Raw genomic sequence first — 23174 nt, forward strand, 5'->3', positions numbered from 1 at the left:
GGATTGGGAGCCAGATTGACGCTATAGGCGGAGCAGGAAGCAATTTGATTCCTGCCGAGTTCACCACCTTCGGCTCAACCGCGCCGAGTATCTACAAACTGGCAGCCATGCAGGTGACCACTGAAGCGGACTCAGCGGCCTACTCAGGATATCTGCTGAAAGCGATCGTATCGGGAAGTGCTGCTACCGGTTTCATGTATCTGGCGTCGGCCATCGCAGACTACAACCTGCGACTTAAGCCCGGCGCGACCTACACGTTCTCGGTGTGGGTCAAAGGTAGCGCGGCCCATGTAGTGGGAGTGCGCTTGCGCTTCGTCAACAGCTCAGGTTCGGTGACTGAGGCTGTGGTTGGGGCTGTTTCCGTGACAACTACGCTGTCGAGGCAAAGCGTGGTGATCACGGCACCAACCAACCTGGTGTCAACTTGCTGTCTGGTGCTGTTCACCCAGAACACTGCGGCACTAGGAACTACCTGGTTCGACGGGTTCATGCTAGAGGCTCAGGTTGGAGCATCAGCCGAGCCAAGCGCATTTGTTCCTGGACCTTCAAGCCGCCAGATAGCTGCCCAGGCCATAGCTGTAGATGCCCTGGACACTAAGGTGACACAACAGGGTGCCAAGATCGAGTCGGAGGCCAAGCGTACGGACGGGCTGTATACGTCAGTGGGCAACGCCAATTCGGCGATTCAGGATGAAACGACTGCCCGTGCCACAGCCGACTCGGCGCTAAGCACGCGGATCAACACCGCCCAGGCGAAAGCCAATGAAGCGGCGGCGGCTGTCCAGAGCGAGGTCACGGCGCGAGCCGATGCCGACACTGCCTTGGGTAAGCGCGTTGACACTGTTCAGAGCAACCTGGGCAGCACCAACGCCTCAGTCCAGCAGATCAGCACTGCTCAAACCGGGCTCAACAACAAGGTCAATGCCTCGTACTCAGTGCGGCTCCAAGTGGTAAACGGCAACCAGTACGTGGCAGCGGGCTTCGGGGTTGGGGTTGAAAACAACGGGGGTGTTTTGCAATCGACGTTCGCCGTCATGGCGGATCGGTTCGCGGTGCTCAATCCGAGCGGGAACGGCTTTGTCAGCCCATTTGCAGTCCAGAACGGGCAAGTGTTTTTGAACGAAGCCTTCATATCGAAGGCCACGATCACCAATGCTGTAGTCGGCTCGACGCTTCAGTCTGCACAGTTCACTAACTTCGGGGAGCCCGTCCTCACGGTGAACTTTGCTTGGGGCGAAATGATTGCACGGCATCCTACAATGGCGAATACCTATACAAAGTTCGACAGGAACGGTATCGATGTTGTCGTTAGCGGTGTGCGACGTGTGAGGATGGGAATCTGGTGATATCAATAGCGGGCTTCGGCCCGCCACTATTTTGGAGAAGCTATGGCCGCAGGCCTCGAAGTGTATGACCCCGCGGGGCGACTGATCGTCAACATGGCGACAGTGTTTAGTATGCACCAAGGATACTTTGACACTAACGCCATAAATGGGGCGGCAGCAATGCCACCGATGCCTGCAGGTAAGAGCCGCTTTTACTACATAGTTTCACTGCAAGACACTAATAAATGGAGAGGAAAAAAACCAGGTGTGACAATTTCTGGAGATACCATAAGTTGGGTTTATCAGCACAGCACATGGTTCGGGCAGTTCTCAGCAAATTGTAGAATCTTTTACGGCTACTATTGAGGTGACCATGGCTTCTGGAATGCAGGCCTTCAAAGACAATGGTGAGCTGCTCTGGGACACTAATCTGATCTGTTATGGATTGCTCAAAAGCGGGCCTCTCAATGTGGTGGATGTGTGGCCTAGGTACCTATACAAATCCCTGGACCTGAATCCGAACGAGGAAAGCAGCTGGAGGGAGGACATACCCAAGCAGCCCATCACCGGTATCACTGTCTACGACAGCATCTCACCTGTTGTTTTTTTAGTAGGCGACGGATCGCGATGCGGTGAAATGGTGTCAGGCAATGCGCGCACGTTACTTTTTTATGGGACTACCCCGGAAACAAAGGCATACGTTTTCGACCTCATGAGGGACGTCGGTGATTCATCTGGCCTGAATTGCTATTCGGATACCGGCGTGCTGACGTTCACCAGCGGCATGCCACCTCTTAACATCGCAGCGCTGGTGGGGGCGCCTCCCTTGGACGATATTATCCCCGGTACGGAGAACATGCCGCAGCCCAACCAGCAATGGAATGCTTTCAAAAACGGGACTACGGAAGAAGTATTCAGCGGGCTCGGAACTTACACCCCGTATCTAAAGGGAATTGGCACGGTCACAGTTTTCAATGAAGAGATAGCAGCGCATCTGACGTTTTCAAGATCGGGAGGCGTTGTTTGGAGGTCAGGTTCTCCTGTCGGGGGTAGCACTGAGGGTGTGAGTAACGGCCCAGGGAGTGTAATGGGCATGCAGGAGGGGTGCGGTGGCACCTCTGACGGCAAAGTAAGATTTTTCTTTATCCCCGCTCCTACGACTACAAGGAGAGGCCTTACCAACAACGCCAATATCTGGTTCGATATACCTCGAGATAGAAACCCAAGCGCTCTGGTAATCAAAACTAGTCAATACCCTTATCCGTTTCGCTAGAAGCAAATCTTTTATCACTAAGCCCTGGAGGGCAATCCAATGCCATACGTAACAATCAACCTAGCCAATGACTATGACGTGGCCAACAAAACCCGCTATGCCACTCCGGAAGAAGCCGACGCCCGCGCTCGCGAGATCCTGAACCAATTCCCGACCGCGCAGGTTTGTGTGGCCCAGGTGCTGAAGGACTATAGCGCCAAGGTCTCCATCACTGCGAAGGAACCCGCAGCGGCGCCGGAGCCGGAAGCCCCGGCCGCCTGATCTAACCTGGCGGGACCACCACTACCTAATCAGTGGTATCAATATTCCAGCCTACGAATTGGCACATTGCCTTGCTTGTACTGCTGATAGCCGGTGTAAGGAAGAACAAAGGTGTCGACGATTCCCGACGCTGCCATGTCGAGCAGGATCGGGAATGTGGCCCAGTGCGGGCCTGTTCGAGGAGGACTGTTTAAGTTGCAAAACTGATAAGCAACGCCACTATATGCCCGGGAGATCGTATAACAATTAGTCTGCCATTTCGCCAGATCGTCCACGGCTTTTGACTCGTTGGAAACCGTGCGTACAGTCCCACACCCGCCCAGCGCCGAGGCGAGCATCACGCCCATCCATAGTTTTTTCATGAGGTCACTCCCAGTGAGAGACCAGATCATAACGCGTCTTATGTGTGGCCCGCCCAGCGCGGGCTTTTTTTCGCCTGGAGAAAACCTATGACCACACCCCGCGGTGTCCGCAATAACAACCCAGGGAACATCGATTACAACCCGCGCAATGCCTGGCAAGGCCAGCTGGGCCTGGAGGTAGGCGTGGCCAAACCGCGCTTCGCCCGCTTCGACCATCCAGAGAACGGCATCCGTGCCCTGGGCAAGCTGCTGCTCAACTACCGGGGCAAGGATGGGATGCCCGGTGTTGGCCGGCCTGGTATCGACACCCCGCTGGAGTTCATCAACCGCTGGGCGCCGGCGAGCGAGAACGACACCAATGCCTACGCGCAGGCCATCGCCAAACGCCTGGGCGTCGGTGTGCGCGATTCGATCGACATTTCCAGGCCGCAAATCCTGCGCGAACTGGTGGTGGGCATCATCGTGCACGAAAACGGCGGTAACCCGTATCCGTCCGCACTAATCGATGAGGGCATCAGGCGGGCCCTGGCATGAGCCCCTGGGTTGGCTTGGCGGCTGCCGTGGTCCTGGTGGCCAGCCACTGGGGCGCCTACGAGCACGGCCGAAGTGTAGAGCAGGCCCAGGCCGGCCAAGCCTCGGCCCAGCGCGATAGCGGCGACCGTCTTGCCGAGGTGATAGGTGAGCGTGGCGCTCGTCAGCAGGAACATCAACGCGCCCAATCGCAGGAGGAGGCGAGAGCCCATGCATACGAACAACACCAAGCGGCTAATGCTGACGCTGCTGGCGCCGATGCTGCTGGCCAGCGGCTGCGCAACGAAGGCGCCAAGCTCGCCGCCGCCGTCAGTTGCCCCGGCACGGATACCGCCGCTGTCGCCCGAGGCCAGGCAGCCACCCGCGCCGCCATGGTGCTCTCCGACCTGCTCGCACGGGCTGACGCTCGAGCGGGAGAGCTGGCGAAGGCTTATGACAAAGCCCGAATAGCGGGGGAGCAGTGCCAGCGAGAGTACGACGCCCTCTCGTCGACTGGACAGCGATAAAACCTACCAAGAAATTCGAAGGCTTCATGCAAAGAGAGCGGCCACCGGGAGTGCATCAACATCCCTGCTGACCGCCGGAAGGCCCCAAAGAATTAAAAAGGCACTCCAGCGATGCACTAAGTGGCTGATTTGTAAATATTATGCGGTACAATTGGTGGTGTCTGAGTCAGTTTACTTGGGTAACCGATTTAATACTGCCATTAAGTTTTCATTCTTGTCTTCTATTTTCTGTGCGATCTCAGCAAGAACACTGCGAAAGGAACGGCGCTGGATTGTTGTTTCGTCAATTGAGATAACATGACCTAGGTCATAATCGTCTTCATTTCTCAATGTATGCCCTAGAGCAGGAACGTTAATAAAACCGATGAAGCTTCCAAGAATACCTACCGCTACCCCAAAGCAATCGTATCCTGGAGTTATAGTTACACACGAATTTTTGGACTGGTTAGCAATTAGCCACATCACGCGATGAAGGTCCGTTTGAGGCGCTTGCCATCGATCAAAGCATCGCACGTTAGGTTTGATTTTTCTAAAGTCGGTGGATTCTAGTATGATCCTTAGCTGTTCGTGATCCACCTGTTCTTTGAAGTCATTTCCATAAGCGAAGTACCCTGCACTAAGGGCAACCTTTGCTACGAACCTCAACGGCGCGTCTAGCTGAACACCAATACCTCCAATTTCGATTTCCTTTCCTAGAAATTGATGTCTAGGAATATCTCGCCTTGAAACTACATCAAATAATTTTAGACCGTCTTTTTCAAATCTTGCTTGAACTTTTCGGCCATTGAAGCGAGAATCTTTAGCAATGGGGCTTTGTGGCTTGTTGCTATTTCCGCGTTTGTCTAGCTCTGCCCTGTCAAAAAGAATATTAAAGTCGTTTGCCAGTGCAGCATCTGCTTTTGCAGCGCATCCGCTATTCGACTTTCTATCAACTTTTATACAGAAGCTGTTATTTCCCCCAAGTGAAAGTGGGACTATGTGTTCTAGCGATAGGTCGCTACTTTGACGGTTACTGTAGATGCAGTATCCCTCATCCTGCTTTGTCGTGTTTTGGGTCAATTTTAAGGAACTCCATAGATTTTCCCCTTAGGACCGGCTTGGATATCCGCCGGCATCCATCTGTCGTATGCCCCCCAATCATAGTCCAGTCGCTTTGTCCCAAGTGCTTAGCCATCCACATAGGATGTTCGCCTGCCGACGGCATCATCAAGGCGAGGGTGTGTCGGGTCTGATAGACGGCCGGTGCCGTACCCCAGCCTATCTCATCGCCGGATGCCCCATGGTTTTGCGGATCGGCTGATTACACGCTCAGCGCTCAAGCTTGCGTGCACCGTCAGCGCTTCAAAAGCAGAACGGAGCAGCGTCAACAAAAGGCCGGCCTGCGAATCCTCTGCAATACCATCGCTACCCATCAGCGCCAGGCAGGAACCTCTACCGACGGGTTCTCGGCGGATTGCTTGAAGAATGGCGGGCAGCCTCGCGACAGCGCTTAAGCGAAGCCGAGTAGCAGGCCTGGCGTGCGAGTCTGTCTATAATGCCCTGACCAAATAAGGGTGCCCCCGATGGACAAGGATAAATTTGCCGCTGCTATTGAGGCAGGCGAACCGCTGATCGAGCAGTCGATGGAAGCTCTCAAACGGTACTGGGAGGCCAGGGACTATGGCGCTCCACCTGATGAGCTAGAGCGTCTGCGGCTCCATTCCGAGTCCTTGGCCCAGGCGGTTTCTGACTATCAGCTTCGCACCGTCTCCAAGCTGATGGGCAACAAACTGCCCCCGCTGCACTAGCTCACCCCGCTTGTCGGCAGTTGCCGGGCCTATAGCAGGCCACTACCATACTGTTCATTCATACAGTATGGAGGCCCTGCCAATGAACACCGCCCTTGACTTCGAAATAGACGACATGCCCCAGCTCAGCCTGGACGATCTGATGCAGGTGCATGCGCCCTGGACCTACCTGGTCAAGATCGAAGGCGAGAGCATGCAGGGTATTGGAATGTATTCCGGCGACCTACTGGTCGTTGATCGAAGCGTCGAGGCCAAGCACGGCGACATCGTGATCGCGGCGGTGAACGGCGAGCCGGTCTGCAAGCGGATGTGCCATGAGCACGGTGTGCTGGTCCTGCGGTCGGAGAACCCCAAGTACCCATCCAGGTACATCATGGAGGGGGATACTTTCGAGGTGTGGGGTGTTGTCCGGTTCAGCGTGCGGGATCATGATCGTGTTGCGGGGTAGGGAATTCGGGTCGGCAGAACGCCGGAGACAGGCAAAAGCCCGAGGGGAGATTTTCGGGGGATTGTTGAATCGGGTATGGCACAGTGCGGCACCGTTTGCAGCGAGCGACCGCTCAAGGCCTTGATCCGTAAGGCTTTATGTCTGTACTGCACGCATGGGGTGCAAGGGGTCGAGTGTTCGAATCACTCCGTCCCGACCATTATATTCAATGACTTAGGCCATTTCCGAAAGGGGTGGCCTTTTTCATGTGCGTGACTTTTACGTAACTTCTCAGGTTGTTACGCCTGCTTCCTCTTCAAAATAGTTAGCACAGGCACGCACGAACCTGTGACCGACAGTTCATTTGCTGCCTCTAAGCCTTGGGCAGTGGCAATTGAGAATGCCTGGATACTCCAGGTGTGAATTGCGGTCACCTTTGACCAGCGGGCTGGCGAGTACCGTGCTTATAGCTGTACGGGGTGTCGGGCGCGTATGGGTAAATGAGCCGGTCGTCAGGTGTTTTCCTGTAATACCGCTTTGAAGTTGCGCCATCCAGACAGAGAGCTACCTTCTAGGTTCACCATTCGAGTACGACTTAAGTCGGAGGAGGCTGGTATGCGGCGCCGTGGCAGCGTTTATTGGGGATGGCTGATGTGAATCTCCATCACCGAGTACACGAAGAAGTGTTGAACGACGGTACATACATTGATGTGCAGGTATGTCTCTCGCGCACAGGCAGCACTCAATTGTTCATAGGCATTTACGCCTCAGGAGGCTTACCGATCCTGGAAGATGCGTTCAACTCGACCCGGAGAATCCATGACCAGAGCCTTGGCTTGGGGGGTAGGTCGGGCACGCGGTATAGCCATCGATCAGAATGGCGAATTTGATCAGCTAGGCTCTGCGTGAAAGGTTATCTGGCTAATCGACTGCGATCTTAGCCCTTCGAATCAAGCGCAGCGCGAAGTGGGCGGATTGTCTTTTGATTTATCAATGAACTTGAGCCTAACCCCCGACTTGGTGAGTCCGCCAAAACCACATCCCGGCTTGAGCGTTTTGCCAAGTACATCGCGCATCAGCTCTTTTGAGCGCTTGCCCGACCAAAATATGAGGTTGGCGATCAGCGTTGAATCGAGAGCTCAGTGGACTTGACCAGTCAGTTGCACATTGGTTTGAAGCAGGTGCGCAAGCATGGCTACCCTGCCGAGTACACGTGCATGTAAGCTTGGATGCCCACACAGATAATTGCAAACAGGAGGTTCGATATGAGCAAGGTAGCCAAACCATTTTACTTCGCTGCAATGCCGCTGCTCGCCGTAGGTGCGGCGTTTGCCGCCGTGGGCGCATCGGGGCAGGCCGCTTTTGGCTACACTGCAGTGGGGATGCTGGTGCCTGGGATGGCATTATTGATCGCCGGGTATCGTCGGCGTTCATGAAGGCTTGCAAGCGGGTGAATACTGGCTTCTTGCAGACCAGATAGATCCACGCGCAGGCTTCACCGCCGGCGCTTCAGTTGCCACCAAATCAAGCAGTCTGCAAGGAATGTCGGCTGTGGTGCCGAGTGCTTAGTGATGTCCAAGGCGGCAGGCAAGCCTGCCACCTTCGAACGGCTTACTTCCAGTCACCGCCTTCAACAATCACCGCAGCAGGATCGGTATCGGCCGCCAGTTGTGCACGCACGTACTGATCATACAACTTGAGCAGGTACTTCTCCTTGCCCAGGCTCGCCAGTTCGGTATTGACCCACTGTTGCAGCTCGGCATTGCCCTTTTTCACCGCTGGCGCGATCGGCGCTTCGTCGCCTAGTTTCTGCGGCAATAGGCGATAGCCCGGGTTCTGCTTGGCCCATCCGAACAGCACCAGGTTGTCTTGCGCATAGGCGTCACCGCGACCATTTGCCAGCGCTTGCAAGGATTCAGAGTTTTTCTCGAACTTGAGCAGCTTCCAGTCCGGGTGATTTTTCGTCAGCCACACGTCAGCAGTTGTTCCTGCAGTCACAATGACGGTTTTGCTTGCCAGGTCATCCAGGCGTTGGACCGTGCTTTTCTCCGGTACCAATGCCTGCACCGCCACACGCAGGTTAGGGTTGGTGAAATCCACTACCTGAGCGCGCTCGGGCGTCACGGTCATGTTGGCCAGGATCAAGTCCACCTTGTCGCTTTGCAGAAACGGAATGCGACTAGCTGGCTCTACCACGACGAATTCGATCTTTTTTTCATCGCCCAGCAGATCCTTTGCAAAGCGGCGGCCAAGGTCCGTGTCGAAGCCAACGTAATCGCCTTGTTCGTTGACAAAACCGAAGGGGGGCTTGTCGCTGAATACGCCTACGATCAATTTATCCCGAGCTTTTATCTTATCCAGATACCCTTCAGCGTGGGCAGCGGCGCTGCCGATTAGCAGACCGACAGCCAGCAGTGGAAAAACGAGGGCAGATTTTAGTTTCACGATGCATTCCTCTTGGGCAGATTTTCTACATAGGAAAACTTCTCCAGAAACTGCTGCGCGCGTGCGGTCTGCGGGGAGCTGAAGAATGTTTCAGGGTTACTCTGTTCAGTGATACGACCGCCGTCCATGAAGAGGATCCGGTCAGCCACTGCGCGGGCAAAGGCCATTTCATGCGTGACGATCAAAAGCGTCATGCCACTGTCGGCCAGGTCCAGAATCACCTCCAGCACCTCCTTGACCATTTCCGGGTCGAGGGCGGCAGTGACCTCATCGAACAGCATGACCTTAGGGCGCATGCACAGGGCACGGACAATCGCGATTCGTTGTTGCTGACCGCCTGACAACTCGCGTGGCCAGGCATCGCGTTTGTCCAGCAGCCCAACCCGCGCGAGCAGCGTTTCGGCTTGGGCGCGCACTTGGTGAACGGGGCGTTTTTGCACGCTGACAGGGCCCAGCGAAATATTGTCAAGCACGGTCATGTGCGGGAACAGGTGATAGCTTTGAAATACCATGCCTATCTCTTGGCGCACCGCACGCCAACCGCCATTGCCGGGCAATTGGCGTCCAGCAAAGCGGTATGTTCCCGCGTGGCCCAGTTCGAGGCCATTCAAGCAGCGCAGCAAGGTACTTTTGCCGCAGCCGCTAGGGCCGAGAATCACCACTACCTCACCCTCACGAACGGACAGGTCGATATCGTTTAAAACCGGATTACTGCCAAAGTTCTTGGAGAATCCCGCCAGTTCAATCAATGCAGTCATGAGTGATTCCATCGCCGTTCGAGCACACGCGACGCGGCTGACAGCGGATAACAGGCCAGAAAGAAGAATGCGAAGAGAAACCCGTAGATCAGCATCGATTCATAGGTACGCTCGATGATCTGCTGTCCGATCTTGATCACGTCCACCACGCCAATCAGCACTGCCAGCGAACTCGTCTTGATTAGCCGCGTGAACACGTTGATCAGCGGGGGCGTCATTCTGCGCAAGGCTTGGGGCAGGAGCACTTTGACGTATAATTGCGGCAGGTTCAGGCCGATCGCCAGGCCCGCCTCACGTTGGCCGCGGGGTAGGGAGCGTAGCGCGCCACGGACCACCTCACCCACTTCGCAAGCGCCCCATAGCGACAGCACCAGCACAGCGCACCAAAATCCCGAAATACTCCATCCCAGAAAGATCGGCATACCGAAGAAAAACAGGTAAAGCCAGACCAGCACCGGTATGGCCCTGAACATCTCCAGGTAGACGATCAGCACAACGTCGATCCAGCGCACCTCCAAGTTGCGCACTACGCCGTAGAGCATCCCGCCCAAGCTGCTGAACACTATGGCCAGCAACGAGATTCCTAGTGTGCGGCCTATGCCGATCGCCAGTTGTGGCGCGGACACCCACAACAGATCAATGCCCGAACTGGCCATGTTGCAACCTCCTTTCTAACGTACGCAGCAGCAGCGATAGCGGCACGAACAGCAGAACGCAGAGCAGCGTCATGACCGCAAGCATTTCGTAGGTCTTGTAGTAAAGGGCGATATAGTTCTTGGTGGTGTAGAGGATTTCCGGCACCGCTACAGCAGACACTACTGTGGTTTCCTTGAGCAGAAACACGAAGTTGGCGAACAGCGCCGGTGTACTGAGGATGCCGGCCTGCGGCAGGATGACGTGGCGAAGCAACTGCCAGCGAGAAAGACCAATGGCCAGACCTGCCTCGATCTGGGCGGCAGGCACGGCGTCAATGCCCGCGCGCAGAATTTCCGTGAGGTAGGCGCCACCGAGGAAGGTCATGGCGATGATCGCCGAAGCGAACCCAGAGACCCGTATGCCGATGCTGGGCAAGGCGAAGTAGATGAAAAACAGTTGGATCAGCAGCGGCGTGTTCCGTGCAATTTCAACGTACACCCGCACCATCGGTTGAAGCACAGGCACTCGGAACATCACAATCGCGGCGTTTAGAGATGCCACGCCGAGTGACGTGACGATGGCAATCAGCCCCACTTGTAATGTGACGCCGACTGCCGAAACGAACGCGGGTAAGGTGGACAGGGCGAAAGCAACATCGAAACTCATTATGTGAAACCGACAGGAAGTTGACCAAGTCATAGGCCGCTGCCCAGTAGTGCGCAGTGACAGCCCAGTAGGTGAAATGACTTGTTACATCGAAGTCACCTGTCAGAATCTAATGGAATAAAAGAAATTACTTAAATATCTTTTATGAATAACAATATGCCATCACCTAGCGCCTACCGAGCGATGGTGCCATTCAGGAGGGTATTAGACTGGAGCGTCTGCTTCATGGGACATCAGGGTAGGCGAGCCCGCAAGCATGTACGAAACAAAGCTTGTTGCCCTCAATATCCCTACAGTAGGCACCGTAGTAATCCTGCCCATACTGCGGCCTAAACCCAGGTGCGCCTTCATCCTGAGCACCCATCGCCAACGCTGTGCGCCATGCCGCCTGCACCTGATCCTGTGAGCTGGCGGCAAAGCTTATTTGCACGCCGTTGCCCCATGTCGCAGGCAGTCCGTTGAATGGCAGTTGCACATAGAACTGCGGCCATTCCCTGTCCGGCCGTTGCCATCCAGCGCCGCAGGGGCCGCCATCGTGGTTGTCGGGCATGCGGACAAGCCCCAGGGTGGCGAGTACGGCATCGTAGAACCTGATCATGGCCGGCAGGTCCCGAGCACCGAGCTGAATGTGGCTGAACATAAACGCTCCAGAAGACCTGTTGATCGACAGCAGTTACACACAGCTCATCTGAGAAACGCAATGCCATCACTCACCAAGCCGAACTTCACACTACGGTGTCCTGCCCCAGCGAGCTTCAGTCTGACCGCCGATGCGGTGTTGCGCCAAGTAGCGCTCATGTAGCCCTCATTTGGCAAATGCCGCAACGATTGCGTCCACTACAACCCTCACCCTTGCCGTGTGCGCCAGGTCCCGATGCAGCACAAGCCAGGCTTCATATGGCGTGGCCCGCTTACGATCAGGCCAAATTCGCACCAAACTGGTATCTCGCCGGGCCATGTATTCCGGCAACTCACCGAGGGCCAGGCCGGCGCGTACGAAGGTTGCCAGCATGAGGCTCGAGTCCAGCTCCGCGACAACACAGCCTGCGGATCTGGGTTCTCCTGCCAGCGTGTCATCCTGACGCTCGGTTACACCTTTCTGGTAGAGGGCGATGTCATGCCCCACCAGGGCGCTACCAGGCTCTGGCTTCCCACGCAATTCAAGGTAGCGCTGTGTCGCATACAGTCCGACAGTCCAGTGAGCCAGCCGTCGCACGATCAGGTCAGGTTGTTCTGGGCGTACCGTGCGCACGGCTACATCGGCCTCCCTGCGCCCCAAGTCCAATAGCCGGGTAGTGGTGGTCAGAATGACCCGCACCTCAGGATGAGTGGCCCGCAGTTGCTCGATCGCGGGTATGACGAAATCAACGGCCAGCGCATCGGTGGTGGTGACGCGCACCTCACCCGACGGATGAGGGTCGCTGCCTTCACCCTGGCGCTCGAAGGAGACGGCCATCCGCTCCATTTCCTCAGCCTTTTGTACGAGCTGTTGTCCGGTGGTCGTCAACGCCAGCCCCCCAGTGCTGCGGAGGAATAGACGGCTGCTCAAGGTTTGCTCAAGCCCCGCCAGCCGCCGACCGACCGTAGTCTGGTCGATGCCCAAAGCTTTGGCTGCAGCCCGCAGGGTGCCGGCACGGTGCACTGCGAGGAAAATGCGTATGTCATCCCAATTCATCGTGGCGCGCTTCCTGAAGATGCAAATATGCAGCCCTGGGCTGCGATTACGTGCATTTTCGCATTGATGCAGGCTGCATAACATAGCGAGGTTCATTCATCGTCCATCACGCAGCCGGCCCAAGCCGGATGCCAGGGAGCACAATGCCTCGCTTAACCTTCATCCTGACAGTCGCCATGCTGAGCGCCTTCGGCCTCGTCGCCTCGGATATCTATCTACCCGCGATGCCCGGCATGGCTACTGAATTTGGCATTGCCAGTTGGCAAATGCCGCAAACCGTTTCGTTCTATCTACTGGCACTGGCCATTGCGCAGTTGGCTTATGGCCCAATGTCAGACCGAGGAGGACGCAAGCCGGTGCTGCTTGCCGGTGGCGTTCTCTATCTGCTGGGCTCCGTGGGCTGCGCGCTGTCCAGCAGCTACATGGACTTCATCGCGTGGCGCATGGTGGAAGCGGTGGGCGCGGCGGCGGGGCTGGTGATTGGTCGTGCGTTGATCGCCGACACCTGCGACAAGCGAACCTCGGCGAAAGTCTATGCCGTGATTTACCCCCTCGTATCACTCTCGCCGGCATTGGCCCCGGCAATCGGTGGGCACTTGGCCGTCGCATTCGGCTGGCGAGCCGACTTTCTGTTCGTCGCAGCATTCGGGGCGGTAGCGCTGCTTTTGGCGCTGTTTTTAATACCTGAAACGCTACCGGTCGCGGCGCGGAGCAGGAACGCCCCCTTTGCGGGTTTTAGCCGTGTGCTGGGTGACCGCAGCTTTTGCCGCTACACGTTAGTGGTGTGTTCTATCTATTGTGCTTGGTTCGTTTATCTGACGCAGTCGCCGTTCCTTTTCGTACAAGCAGGCTTGAGCGAGGCGCAAAGCGGTTGGCTGTATATGCCGCTTACCTTAGGCATCATCGGGGCCAACCTGTTGGCCCGGCGGCTGCTTGACCGCTTACCTTACGACCGGATCGTTGCGATCGGCATCACCTGCTTCGTACTCGGCGCCATGGCGTTTCTTCTGGCGTACGCCATGGGGTGGCACAGCGTTACGGCCGTGGTGCTGCCTATGTGCCTGGTCAGCTTGGCCAATGGGTCATCGCTTTCACTGGCAATCTCAGGTGCTATCGCCAGTGAACATGGGCATGCAGCCACCGCTTCGGGGTTGGTGGGGTTTTGCCAGATTGGCAGCGCAGCCGTTGTGGCGATGGGTGTGAGCGCGGTATTAGGCACAGGTTTCGGTGTGCTCGCCGGGGCGGTGGCGGTGTTGAGCTGTTTGGCATTGTTTGCTTGCATGCCGTCGCTCTATCGCAAGCAACCGGCGCAGCCAGGGTAGCGCTCGGGCGGGCCTGCACGCTTAATGCTGGCCCAGCGCTCGCTGACTCAAGCAGAGCTTTCAGCGTTTCGAGCTCATGCAGAGACGTCAGCATCAGCACCGAAGAGGGCGACCTGGAACCCAGTGACAAGGCCTGTTGCACTACAGCGGCCGCGCACGTAGCGTACTCGGTGGCCTGGATCAAAATGTCTTCTAGGCAGGCATTGTGGGGAGGGGGGCGGGGACGATCTTGAGCATGGTTCAACTCCAACGTAGGAAGTGGAGCCGCCTCACTGTTGCTGTCAAACAATAGGGTGGCAGCTGTACGTGGGTTGACAGACCGAGACGTTGGCACTGGGCGCACCACAGGGGTGCCCACACGTACAGCCACCATAGAAAGTGTGCACCTGAAGGCAACGTCAGGGATCTGTCAAAACCGGTCGCTGAATTGGCAGCGACCTGGCGAGACTAGATTCCGCGCACCTCAAAACTGGTGGGTCCCCAGGCAGGAAGTGCCGGTGCTCATCCAGGGCTGCCTGGAAGCCCTGGATGCCGCAGTCACTATGTCCGACGGGGGCTGTGCCCCCGCCGCCCCTCAGAAGCGAACCGTGATGCCTGCATTGACCGAATGGAACCGTGTATCAGAACCAAACTGCCCTTGATACGACAGCCCTACATCAGTCTGACGGTTCAGCTGTACCTTTGCCCCCACTTCAGTGAGTGCCACGTTTCGCGTCTGCGCAATCCCTTGCACCTCAAAGTTCGGTCCACCGGCAAACGCCTGCTCATTGCGTGGGTCCAGGTCGCCGTAGGCCCGGCGCCAGCCCAGCGAGCCGAACAGTTGCGTATCGTGATTGGCCACACGTGTGTGGGTCGAAGCCCGCATGCCGACCGTGGAGAACCAGGTGTCCTGTTTCTCGCTCGATACGTTCAGCGCCGCTGCGCCGCCCTTTTCGCGGAAACGGTCGGCGTCGTAGTTCACGTAGGACACCCCTACGAACGGCTCCAACGCCACCGCGCCCAGGCCGATGCGGTAGGCCGCCTCGCCACTGGCTTGCAGCGTTTTGGCGTCGCGCTTGCCCTTGAGGTGGTCGCTGTAACCGGCAAACGCCACGTTGCGGCTGCTGTCGAGCTTGTGCCAGGTGTAGCCCACATCTGCACTCAGGCGCAGCGCGTCGATCTGGGCGCCGGTGTACAGGCCCAAGTGATAGTTGTCACTGTGGCCCTTGGCATCGCGGTCATCGGCATCGAACTTGGAGCGGCTGTAACCGCCGTACACGCCGGCACGCCAGTCCTGGGTAATGCTGCCGTCCGCGCCGATCAGCACACCACCGGTGCGTTGGTGCAGGCCGCTGGCGCCGCTGTTGCCATCGAGCTTCGACCAGTTGCCGAACACTTGCGCCCACGCGCCGCCTTGCGCCTCGGGGGTGGCCGGCATCAGGTTCGATGCCCCTGGCGGCATGCGCACGGTGTTAGTGTCCAACAGGCCGCGTACGCGGGTGCCGAGCACGCCCGACACGACTTGACTATTGGCAATCAGCGCGGTGCCCGTGCTGCTGTGATAATCAGCGGACAGTTGGTCGATGGCATTGCGGGCACTGGCTGCATCCAGTACCAGCAAGTTGTTGTACAGGCGCAGCGGGTCGCCGCTCTGTTGCAATGCACTCAGGGCGCCCGCCGTATTCCACTGGTTCTGTGTGAGCGCCACCGTCTGGAAGATGCCCGGGGTACCTGTGGTTGGCGTTTGCACCGGCGGCTGAACGGGTGGCTGTACCGGTGGTTCTACTGGGGGCTCGACCGGCGGCTGTACCGGGGGCTCGACAGGCGGTTCTACAGGCGGCTGCACCGGGGGTTCAACAGGCGGCTCGACCGGCGGCTGTACGGGCGGTTCGACCGGGGGCTCTACAGGCGGCTGTACCGGCGGCTCCACGGGAGGCTCTACAGGCGGTTCCACGGGTGGTTCAACAGGCGGCGTGGTGCCTTTCTGCGCAATGGTCAGGTTCAGCTCATTGGCGGTGCGCTGCAGGCTGACATTGAGAAATGCCGAGTTGGTAAACGCTTGCGCATACGCGGTACCTGCCGCTGCGCCCTCCACCACACCGCCTTGCGCGGCCAGCAGGGTATAGGTTTGCCCGGTCTGGTAGCTTTGAGCGTCGTTGAGGGTGGTCACGTCCACACGCGTACCGCGCAGGGTGGCGCTGCCGCTTACGTTGACGCGGTCCGAGCCGCCATTGCCAGCAATGTCGGCGGCGTACCTGGAGCCTTCTGCCATGTCCAGGTCGCCCTTGATGTTCAAGGTGCCCAGTGCTGCTTCACCTGGCGAAAGCGTACCGCCCGAGGCCACTTGCGTGCTCCCGACCTGACCGTTACCCGCCAGCACGCCACCGGCCAATACTTGGGCACGGTTGCTGTAGTTGCCTGAAGCGTCGGTATGCCCAACGGTGCCGTTGACCACCAAGGTGCCGTTGCCCACGCTCAGCAATGATGTGCCTCGTGGGTTGGTCTGGTCCACGTCGCCGCCCAGTACCAGCCGCCCACCACGTACCACCGTGCTCCCCGAAAGGCCGGTCAGGTCGCCGCCCAAGGTGGTGTCGCCGCTGAACGCGTACACACGGCCAGCGCCACTGATGCGGTTGTTCACTTGCAGGTTGCTGTCGGTATGGTTGAACGCCAGTGCACCGCTGCCGGCGCCGAAGCGAATGGCCGTTTGCGGGTCGAGGCGGCCCGCCGCCTGGGCAGTACCGGCGCTGATGGCATCGATGTCGGTACGCGCATCGTCCCGCACGACGGCGCCACCGATGCTGAGCGTGCCACGGGCGGCGGAGTTGATGCTGGTCAGCTCGCTGATGTCGATCCCGTCGGTGCTGCTCAGCTCTGCGCCGTTGGACAGGGTCAGGATGGTGCTGGAAGTCGTGGTGCCCAGTGTCATGGCACGCGTGGCCAGGCGGGTGCCTTCACCGGAGACATTGACCTGGGTGTTGCGGCTGACGTTGGCCGACCCCAGCGCCATGGAGTCGCTGGTCAACACGGCGCCGTCGCTCAGGCTCAGGTCGTTGCGGTTTCTGAAGGTGCCGGTGTTGTCCCAGCGCGTGCCAGCGCCCGACAGTTCGCTGATCGAGTTGATGGCCACACGCTCACTGACCAGTTGCCCGCCATCCTTGAGGTTGATGCGCGAGTCGTACAGGAACACGCCACCGGAGGTGACGTTGACCGTGTCCACTTTTGAGCCCTGGCCGCTGACCAGCAGGTTGGCCCGGGACAGTGCGTTGCCGGCATTGCCATTGTCGCTCAGCTGCAGGTCCCGGACCGACACCTGCCCGCCGCCAAGCACGTTGAGAGTGCCTTGCCCGGCGCCGCCGATCACGATGGTGTTGCCCAGCACCGCGCCGGTGCGTGGCACGTTCCAACGTGTACCAGGGCCCTGTACGACGACCGTGGCCATGGCCGTACTGGCAGCGTCGTTGGTGGACGATCCACCGATCCGGCCGCCGAAGCTGGTGACCTGGGCGCCATTGTTGAGGGTGAGGGTGGACGGCGTGCCGTTGCTGGGGCGTAGCACCACAGCGCCATCAATGCCTCGGTCGCTGCTGAAAGTGTCCTGACCGCTGTCGAGCACGTAGTCGGCTGCGTACGCGCCGGGGGCCAGGGCGAGCGTAATCGCGAAGGTGAGGGGGGATAACTTGAATAAGGGGTTCATAACGGCTCCGGAGACTCCATGAGATGCCACCAGCGTGGCCACCGCGCCCCAAGGGCTTGGCGTTCCTGTGTACGGCGGTAAACAGGGGGAGTATCGGGAGCGACCCAAGACGGTGAAATAGTACGGATGTGCTAGTTAGGCGCCCAATGTGACGCACGCCACACTCCGCGGTAACGGATGGCCGATTCGCCACGTCCAAAGGCTGTTACGCCAATGATGGCCTTATGATTATGCTTTTTGGCGCTCAGCTGGCCGGGTCTTGCCCTAGCACCTTGCTCAGCGCCAGGCGGGCATCTTCGAGCTGCACCAGGGAGGCATGCCGGGCGCCGAGGGCGTCGCCGTTCTGGATAGCCGTCAAAATGGCTTTGTGCCGGGGGAGGGCGAGCTCATCGAAATTCGGACGCTGGTTGGAAAAGCGCACCGATTCGCGCAACGCCATCGACAGCATGTTGCACAGGTAGGCGAGCAGGTCATTGTGGGTGGCATCGGCGATACGAGCGTGAAAGTCCAGGTCTGGCTGCAGCCGCTCATCTGGCGTGCGCGCCGCTTCCATTCGCTGGTAGGCCTCGCCGATCGACGCCACGTCCTCTGGCGTGGCACTGGTGGCGGCCAGGGCAGCAGCAGCAGGCTCTATGACCCAGCGTACGCTGGACAGGGTATTGAAGAACTCCTGTTGCGGCGTTGCCTGCATCAGCCAGTGCAGCACATCGGGGTCGAGCATGTGCCAGTCATGGCGCGGCCTGACCAGGGTGCCGACCCGGGGGCGCGCTTCAACCAGGCCCTTGGCCGTCAGGGCACGCATGGCCTCACGAAACACCGGCCGACTGATCGCGTAGCTTTCGCACAGGCTTGCCTCGGACGGCAGCTTCTGCCCTGGGGCGAGTTGACCGGACACGATCTGCAGGCCCAGGTCCTGGACCAAGGTCGCGTGCATGCTCTTGCGCGTTGAGGGCTGGCGGTAATTCATGAGGGGTGTGCGAGGTCCTTCTGGCGGGGGCTCGCATCATAGCACTGATGGATGCAGGGCTGTTTTGCAGCGCCTTGATGGCGGACAGAGGGGGGCTGGCGGGCCTCGGCACTCTAGCGGGCGCAGAGCTGTCGGTGCATAGACAGCTCCACGGCGTTCAAGCGGCAAGCGGCATCAAGCGCCCTCGTGCCGTTCAGCCAGTCACGGTCCCGCTTGGGGTGATGTCCCCTGGGCTAGTGAGAGTGCTTGGGCACCGCCGCCCCGCGGCAGCCGACGAGAAAGTCGAAGTCGCAGCCCTCATCAGCCTGCATCACATGGTCCAGGTAGAGCTTGGCATACCCCCCGGTGATCAGCTGTGGCGGTGGCTGCAGATCCGCCAGGCGACCGGCCAGTTCCTGTTCGTCGATGTCCAGGTGCAAGCGGCCTTGCTGGCAGTCCAGTTCGATCCAGTCCCCCTCGCGTACCACGGCCAAAGGCCCACCTGCGGCTGCTTCCGGTGCAACGTGCAGCACCACGGTCCCATAGGCCGTGCCACTCATGCGCGCGTCGGAGATGCGCACCATGTCGGTTACACCCTGGGCAAGCAACTTGGCCGGCAGCCCCATGTTGCCCACCTCGGCCATGCCGGGATAACCCTTGGGTCCGCAATACTTCATCACCAGGATCGAGTTGGCGTCCACATCCAGGTCCGGGTCGTTGATGCGGGCCTTGTAGTCTTCGAAGTGCTCGAAGACCACGGCGCGCCCCCGATGCTGCATCAGCGCGGGGGTGGCCGCCGATGGCTTGAGCACTGCGCCCTTGGGCGCCAGGTTGCCCCGCAGAATACAGATACCGCCGTCGGCAACCAGCGGTTTGTCCAGCGGGCGGATGACTTCCTCATCGTAAAGTGGTGCGGTGTGGCAGTTGTCCCACAGGCTCTTGCCGTTTGCGGTCAGCGCAGTCGGGTTGGGCAACAAACCATGCTCACCCAGGCGCCGGATCACGGCCGGCAGACCGCCCGCGTAATAGAACTCCTCCATCAGGAAACGCCCCGAAGGTTGCAGGTCGACCAGCGTCGGCGTACCACGTCCCACCCGCGTCCAGTCCTCCAGTTGCAGGTCGACGCCAATGCGCCCGGCAATGGCCTTGAGGTGAATCACCGCGTTGGTCGAGCCGCCAATGGCGGCGTTCACCCGGATGGCATTTTCGAAGGCTTCGCGGGTGAGGATTTTCGACAGCCGCAAGTCTTCGCGCACCATGTCGACGATGCGCATACCCGACAAGTGCGCCAACACGTAACGGCGTGCGTCCACGGCAGGGATGGCGGCATTGTGCGGCAGCGAGGTGCCCAGCGCCTCAGCCATGCAGGCCATGGTCGAAGCCGTCCCCATGGTGTTGCAGGTGCCGGCTGAGCGCGACATGCCCGCCTCGGCGGAGAGGAATTCGTTCAGGTCGATGTGGCCGGCCTTATAGGCCTCATGCATCTGCCACACGATAGTGCCGGCGCCAATATCCTTGCCTTTGTGCTTGCCGTTGAGCATTGGCCCGCCGGTCACCACGATGGCCGGAACGTCGCAGCTGGCAGCGCCCATCAGCAACGCAGGCGTGGTCTTGTCGCAACCGGTCAGCAGTACCACGGCATCGACCGGGTTCCCGCGAATGGCTTCTTCCACATCCATGCTCGCCAGATTGCGCGTGAGCATGGCCGTGGGGCGCAGGTTGGATTCGCCGCTGGAGAACACCGGGAATTCCACCGGGAAGCCGCCTGCTTCCAGCACGCCTTTCTTGACGTGCTCGGCGATCTTGCGGAAATGCGCGTTGCACGGGGTCAGCTCCGACCAGGTGTTGCAGATGCCGATAATCGGTTTGCCCTGGAACTCGTGGTCCGGAATGCCTTGGTTCTTCATCCAGCTGCGGTACATGAACCCGTTCTTGTCGGCGGTACCGAACCATTGGGCGGAGCGCAGCGACGGCTTGCTATCGGACATGATGGACACCTTATTAGTATTACTATTTATCGTTATGGTGCTCAATGTATCGCCAAAAAACCAACATGTGAAGGGTTGTTGTTTTAAATAGTAATACTATATGATCGATTTCCTAGGTCAGCGGTCTGCCAAAAACCTCGGCCTGGTGTTGTACCCATTACAAGAACAATTGGAGACATCGCCATGATTCAGGAGCAGCGGCTCGTCCGCCTGATCACACTCAAGCTCATCCCTTTTCTGGTTCTGTTGTACCTGGTGGCTTATGTCGATCGCTCGGCGGTCGGCTTTGCCAAGCTGCACATGGGCGCCGACATTGGCCTGGGCGACGCGGCCTATGGCCTGGGCGCCGGGTTGTTCTTCATCGGCTATTTTCTATTCGAAGTGCCGAGCAACCTGCTGCTGGACCGCTTCGGCGCACGCCGCTGGTTCGCGCGCATCTTGCTCACATGGGGCGCCATCACCGTTGGCATGGCATTCGTGACCGGGCCGAACGGCTTCTATGTGATGCGCTTTCTGCTGGGGGCAGCCGAGGCGGGTTTCTTCCCGGGGGTGCTGTACTACATCACCCAGTGGTACCCGGTGCGTCATCGCGGCAAGATCCTGGGCTTGTTCATCCTTTCCCAGCCGTTGGCGATGCTGGTCACAGGGCCGCTTTCCGGCGCATTGCTGGGCCTGGACGGCACCTATGGCCTGCACGGCTGGCAATGGCTGTTCATCTGCATCGGGACCCCTGCGGTGCTGTTGGCCTGGCCCACCCTGCGCCTGTTGCCAGATGGCCCGGCCAAGGTGCGCTGGCTCAGCGACGCGCAACGCACCTGGTTGCAGGAGCAGCTGGCCAATGACCTGCGTGAATACGGCCAGACCCGCCACGGCAACCCGCTGCATGCACTCAAAGACAGCCGCGTGCTGCTGTTGGCGCTGTTCTACCTGCCCATGACCCTGAGCATCTACGGGCTTGGGTTGTGGCTGCCCACCTTGATCCACCAGTTCGGCGGCAGCGACTTGGTCACCGGTTTCGTGTCGGCGGTGCCCTACCTGTTCGGCATCATTGGTTTGCTGGTCGTGCCACGCAGCTCGGACCGCCTCAATGACCGTTACGGTCATCTGGGTCTGCTGTACGCCCTGGCCGCAGTCGGGCTGTTTCTCAGTGCTTGGTTGAGCGTGCCGGCCTTGCAACTGGCGGCGTTATGCCTGGTGGCGTTCGCCTTGTTCTCGTGCACGGCGATCTTCTGGACCCTGCCTGGGCGGTTTTTCTCCGGGGCCAGCGCTGCGGCCGGCATCGCCCTGATCAACTCGATCGGCAACCTGGGCGGCTACCTGGGCCCATTTGGCATCGGCGCCCTGAAAGAACACACGGGGCACCTGTCGTCCGGGCTGTATTTCCTGGCCCTGGTCACCGTGTTCGGGGTGCTGCTTACCGGAGTTGTCTACGCCCGCCTGGAGCGTCGACAGCGTGATGCATCCACCCAGGTGGCTGGCGCCTCCCGATAATTTTTCGCAACCGACAAGCGAGTACGACCATGCGACTGATCCAATTCGAAACCGTCACCGGCGAGCGCCATGTCGGCGTGGTGGAAGGTGACTACGTCTTGCGCGTGTGTGGCATCGACACCACCCGCGAGCTGGCCCTGCAGGCCATCGCCGCTGGCCTGACTCTGGCCGATCACGTGCAGGTAGTGGGCCTGGGCGAGCGTCACGATTACCAAACGCTGTTGGCCGAAGGCCGGGTGCTACCGCCGCTGGATCACCCCGATCCGGCCCATTGCCTGGTGACCGGCACTGGCCTGACCCACTTGGGTAGCGCCGCCACGCGCGACAAGATGCATCAGCAACAGGCCCAGGACGCCGTGACCGACAGCATGCGCATGTTCCAGTGGGGCATGGAAGGCGGCCGGCCACCAGCAGGGCAGGTGGGTGCACAACCGGAATGGTTCTACAAGGGCGATGGCGCCATCGTTGTGCGCCCTGGGGCAGACCTGCCGCTGCCGGCGTTTGCCGAGGATGCAGGCGAGGAGCCGGAGTTGGTCGGCCTGTACCTGATCGGCCCTGACGGCACACCGTACCGCCTGGGCTACGCGCTGGGCAACGAGTTCTCCGACCATGTGACGGAGCGGCGTAACTACCTTTATCTGGCCCACTCGAAGCTGCGCGCCTGCAGTTTCGGACCGGAGCTGCGGCTCGGTGCACTGCCGGCGCACCTCGAGGGCACCAGCCGCATCCTGCGTGATGGCCAACCGGTATGGAGCAAGCCCTTCCTGTCGGGTGAGCAGAACATGTGCCATAGCTTCGAGAACCTGGAGTTCCATCACTTCAAATATGACCAGTTCCTGCGACCTGGCGATATTCATGTGCACTACTTCGGCACTGCGACGCTGTCGTTCGCCGACGGCATCCAGGCGCAGCCTGGCGATACCTTCGAAATCAGCCTGCCAGCCTTCGGCGAGCCGCTGCGCAACGGCATTGCGCCAGCAGCGAAGCAGGTGCAGCCAGGGAGCGTGAAAAGCCTGTAAGCCCACCTTTGGCCGTCAGGGCACGTGCCCCGTGCCCTGGGCAGCGGTCAGGTGCGGCAACTTCAATCTCTTAATTCAGG

At 59.2% G+C, this 23174-nt stretch carries 22 protein-coding genes and 2 pseudogenes; 12 read left to right on the forward strand and 12 right to left on the reverse strand.

The genetic code is table 11. The annotated features are described in order from the left end of the window. Positions 1–44: 44 nt before the first annotated feature. From B2J77_RS09175 to B2J77_RS09185, 3 genes are all read left to right on the forward strand, one after another. Positions 45–1346 (forward strand): phage tail protein, encoded by a 1302-nt coding sequence (locus B2J77_RS09175; protein WP_194286101.1) that lies wholly within the window; start codon positions 45–47, stop codon positions 1344–1346. A 352-nt stretch (positions 1347–1698) separates the two neighbouring features. Then, positions 1699–2598: a hypothetical protein gene (locus tag B2J77_RS09180; RefSeq protein WP_078478457.1), complete on the forward strand. Its 900-nt coding sequence runs from the start codon at positions 1699–1701 to the stop codon at positions 2596–2598. A 39-nt stretch (positions 2599–2637) separates the two neighbouring features. Further along, a complete protein-coding gene (locus tag B2J77_RS09185; protein WP_078478458.1) occupies positions 2638–2859 on the forward strand; it encodes a hypothetical protein in 222 nt (73 codons plus the stop codon). 38 nt (positions 2860–2897) lie between these two features. Here the strand turns inward: B2J77_RS09185 and B2J77_RS09190 are convergent, their stop codons facing one another. Beyond that, entirely contained in the window at positions 2898–3221 is a 324-nt protein-coding gene (locus B2J77_RS09190) for a YceK/YidQ family lipoprotein (RefSeq protein ID WP_078479414.1), read from the reverse strand. Between the two features lie 87 nt (positions 3222–3308). On the opposite strand from B2J77_RS09190, the gene B2J77_RS09195 reads away from it, so the two are divergent. Together B2J77_RS09195 and B2J77_RS09200 are read left to right on the forward strand one after the other, a co-directional pair. Next, positions 3309–3755, forward strand: a complete 447-nt coding sequence (locus tag B2J77_RS09195; RefSeq protein WP_078478459.1) for a structural protein P5 — start codon at positions 3309–3311, stop codon at positions 3753–3755. Further along, positions 3752–4258: a DUF2514 domain-containing protein gene (locus tag B2J77_RS09200; RefSeq protein ID WP_078478460.1), complete on the forward strand. Its 507-nt coding sequence runs from the start codon at positions 3752–3754 to the stop codon at positions 4256–4258. The genes B2J77_RS09195 and B2J77_RS09200 overlap by 4 nt, the downstream gene beginning before the upstream one ends. Positions 4259–4429: 171 nt before the next feature. Here the strand turns inward: B2J77_RS09200 and B2J77_RS21330 are convergent, their stop codons facing one another. Further along, positions 4430–5317 (reverse strand): hypothetical protein, encoded by an 888-nt coding sequence (locus B2J77_RS21330; RefSeq protein WP_153302499.1) that lies wholly within the window; start codon positions 5315–5317, stop codon positions 4430–4432. A gap of 503 nt (positions 5318–5820) precedes the next feature. Between B2J77_RS21330 and B2J77_RS09205 the strand changes: the two genes are divergently transcribed. The 4 genes and pseudogenes from B2J77_RS09205 to B2J77_RS21480 all read left to right on the forward strand — a co-directional run bounded on the left by B2J77_RS09205 (position 5821) and on the right by B2J77_RS21480 (position 7908). After that, positions 5821–6045 carry a hypothetical protein gene (locus B2J77_RS09205; protein ID WP_078478461.1) on the forward strand — a complete coding sequence of 75 codons (225 nt, stop codon included), beginning with the start codon at positions 5821–5823 and terminating at the stop codon, positions 6043–6045. A 67-nt stretch (positions 6046–6112) separates the two neighbouring features. After that, positions 6113–6493, forward strand: a complete 381-nt coding sequence (locus tag B2J77_RS09210) for a S24 family peptidase (RefSeq protein ID WP_153302500.1) — start codon at positions 6113–6115, stop codon at positions 6491–6493. Positions 6494–7087: 594 nt separating this feature from the next. After that, positions 7088–7381, forward strand: a pseudogene (locus B2J77_RS21635) (hypothetical protein). Between the two features lie 356 nt (positions 7382–7737). Further along, the gene (locus B2J77_RS21480) at positions 7738–7908 is read left to right on the forward strand and encodes a hypothetical protein (protein ID WP_178091252.1); all 171 of its coding nucleotides are present in this window, start codon (positions 7738–7740) and stop codon (positions 7906–7908) included. A gap of 175 nt (positions 7909–8083) precedes the next feature. Here the strand turns inward: B2J77_RS21480 and B2J77_RS09220 are convergent, their stop codons facing one another. The 6 genes from B2J77_RS09220 to B2J77_RS09245 all read right to left on the reverse strand — a co-directional run bounded on the left by B2J77_RS09220 (position 8084) and on the right by B2J77_RS09245 (position 12652). Beyond that, a complete protein-coding gene (locus B2J77_RS09220) occupies positions 8084–8917 on the reverse strand; it encodes a transporter substrate-binding domain-containing protein (RefSeq protein WP_153302501.1) in 834 nt (277 codons plus the stop codon). Then, complete coding sequence (locus B2J77_RS09225; protein WP_078478464.1) at positions 8914–9675, reverse strand: amino acid ABC transporter ATP-binding protein; 762 nt, start codon at positions 9673–9675, stop codon at positions 8914–8916. Before B2J77_RS09225 ends, B2J77_RS09220 begins: the two co-directional genes overlap by 4 nt. After that, complete coding sequence (locus tag B2J77_RS09230; RefSeq protein ID WP_078478465.1) at positions 9672–10331, reverse strand: amino acid ABC transporter permease; 660 nt, start codon at positions 10329–10331, stop codon at positions 9672–9674. The genes B2J77_RS09225 and B2J77_RS09230 overlap by 4 nt, the downstream gene beginning before the upstream one ends. Beyond that, a complete protein-coding gene (locus tag B2J77_RS09235; protein WP_078478466.1) occupies positions 10312–10977 on the reverse strand; it encodes an amino acid ABC transporter permease in 666 nt (221 codons plus the stop codon). The genes B2J77_RS09230 and B2J77_RS09235 overlap by 20 nt, the downstream gene beginning before the upstream one ends. Before the next feature lie 223 nt (positions 10978–11200). After that, positions 11201–11617 carry a VOC family protein gene (locus B2J77_RS09240; RefSeq protein ID WP_078478467.1) on the reverse strand — a complete coding sequence of 139 codons (417 nt, stop codon included), beginning with the start codon at positions 11615–11617 and terminating at the stop codon, positions 11201–11203. 165 nt (positions 11618–11782) lie between these two features. After that, positions 11783–12652 carry a LysR family transcriptional regulator gene (locus B2J77_RS09245; protein ID WP_078478468.1) on the reverse strand — a complete coding sequence of 290 codons (870 nt, stop codon included), beginning with the start codon at positions 12650–12652 and terminating at the stop codon, positions 11783–11785. A 143-nt stretch (positions 12653–12795) separates the two neighbouring features. On the opposite strand from B2J77_RS09245, the gene B2J77_RS09250 reads away from it, so the two are divergent. Continuing rightward, a complete protein-coding gene (locus tag B2J77_RS09250) occupies positions 12796–13974 on the forward strand; it encodes a multidrug effflux MFS transporter (RefSeq protein ID WP_078478469.1) in 1179 nt (392 codons plus the stop codon). A gap of 34 nt (positions 13975–14008) precedes the next feature. Here B2J77_RS09250 and B2J77_RS21640 read toward each other — a convergent pair. The 4 genes and pseudogenes from B2J77_RS21640 to B2J77_RS09270 all read right to left on the reverse strand — a co-directional run. Then, a pseudogene (locus B2J77_RS21640) lies at positions 14009–14211 on the reverse strand (hypothetical protein); the annotation flags it as partial. A 337-nt stretch (positions 14212–14548) separates the two neighbouring features. After that, a complete protein-coding gene (locus B2J77_RS09260; RefSeq protein WP_078479415.1) occupies positions 14549–17569 on the reverse strand; it encodes an autotransporter domain-containing protein in 3021 nt (1006 codons plus the stop codon). A gap of 325 nt (positions 17570–17894) precedes the next feature. After that, on the reverse strand, positions 17895–18617 hold the full coding sequence (locus B2J77_RS09265; protein WP_058603330.1) for a FadR/GntR family transcriptional regulator: 723 nt from the start codon (positions 18615–18617) through the stop codon (positions 17895–17897). A gap of 233 nt (positions 18618–18850) precedes the next feature. Then, positions 18851–20584, reverse strand: coding sequence for an IlvD/Edd family dehydratase (locus tag B2J77_RS09270; RefSeq protein WP_078478470.1), 1734 nt, complete (start codon positions 20582–20584; stop codon positions 18851–18853). A gap of 183 nt (positions 20585–20767) precedes the next feature. Between B2J77_RS09270 and B2J77_RS09275 the strand changes: the two genes are divergently transcribed. Both B2J77_RS09275 and araD1 read left to right on the forward strand, forming a co-directional pair. Then, entirely contained in the window at positions 20768–22075 is a 1308-nt protein-coding gene (locus tag B2J77_RS09275) for an MFS transporter (protein ID WP_058603328.1), read from the forward strand. Positions 22076–22104: 29 nt separating this feature from the next. Then, complete coding sequence (gene araD1, locus B2J77_RS09280) at positions 22105–23094, forward strand: AraD1 family protein (RefSeq protein ID WP_078478471.1); 990 nt, start codon at positions 22105–22107, stop codon at positions 23092–23094. The last annotated feature ends 80 nt before the right edge of the window (positions 23095–23174 follow it).

The organism is Pseudomonas parafulva (assembly GCF_002021815.1).
GTDB classification, from domain to species: domain Bacteria; phylum Pseudomonadota; class Gammaproteobacteria; order Pseudomonadales; family Pseudomonadaceae; genus Aquipseudomonas; species Aquipseudomonas parafulva_B.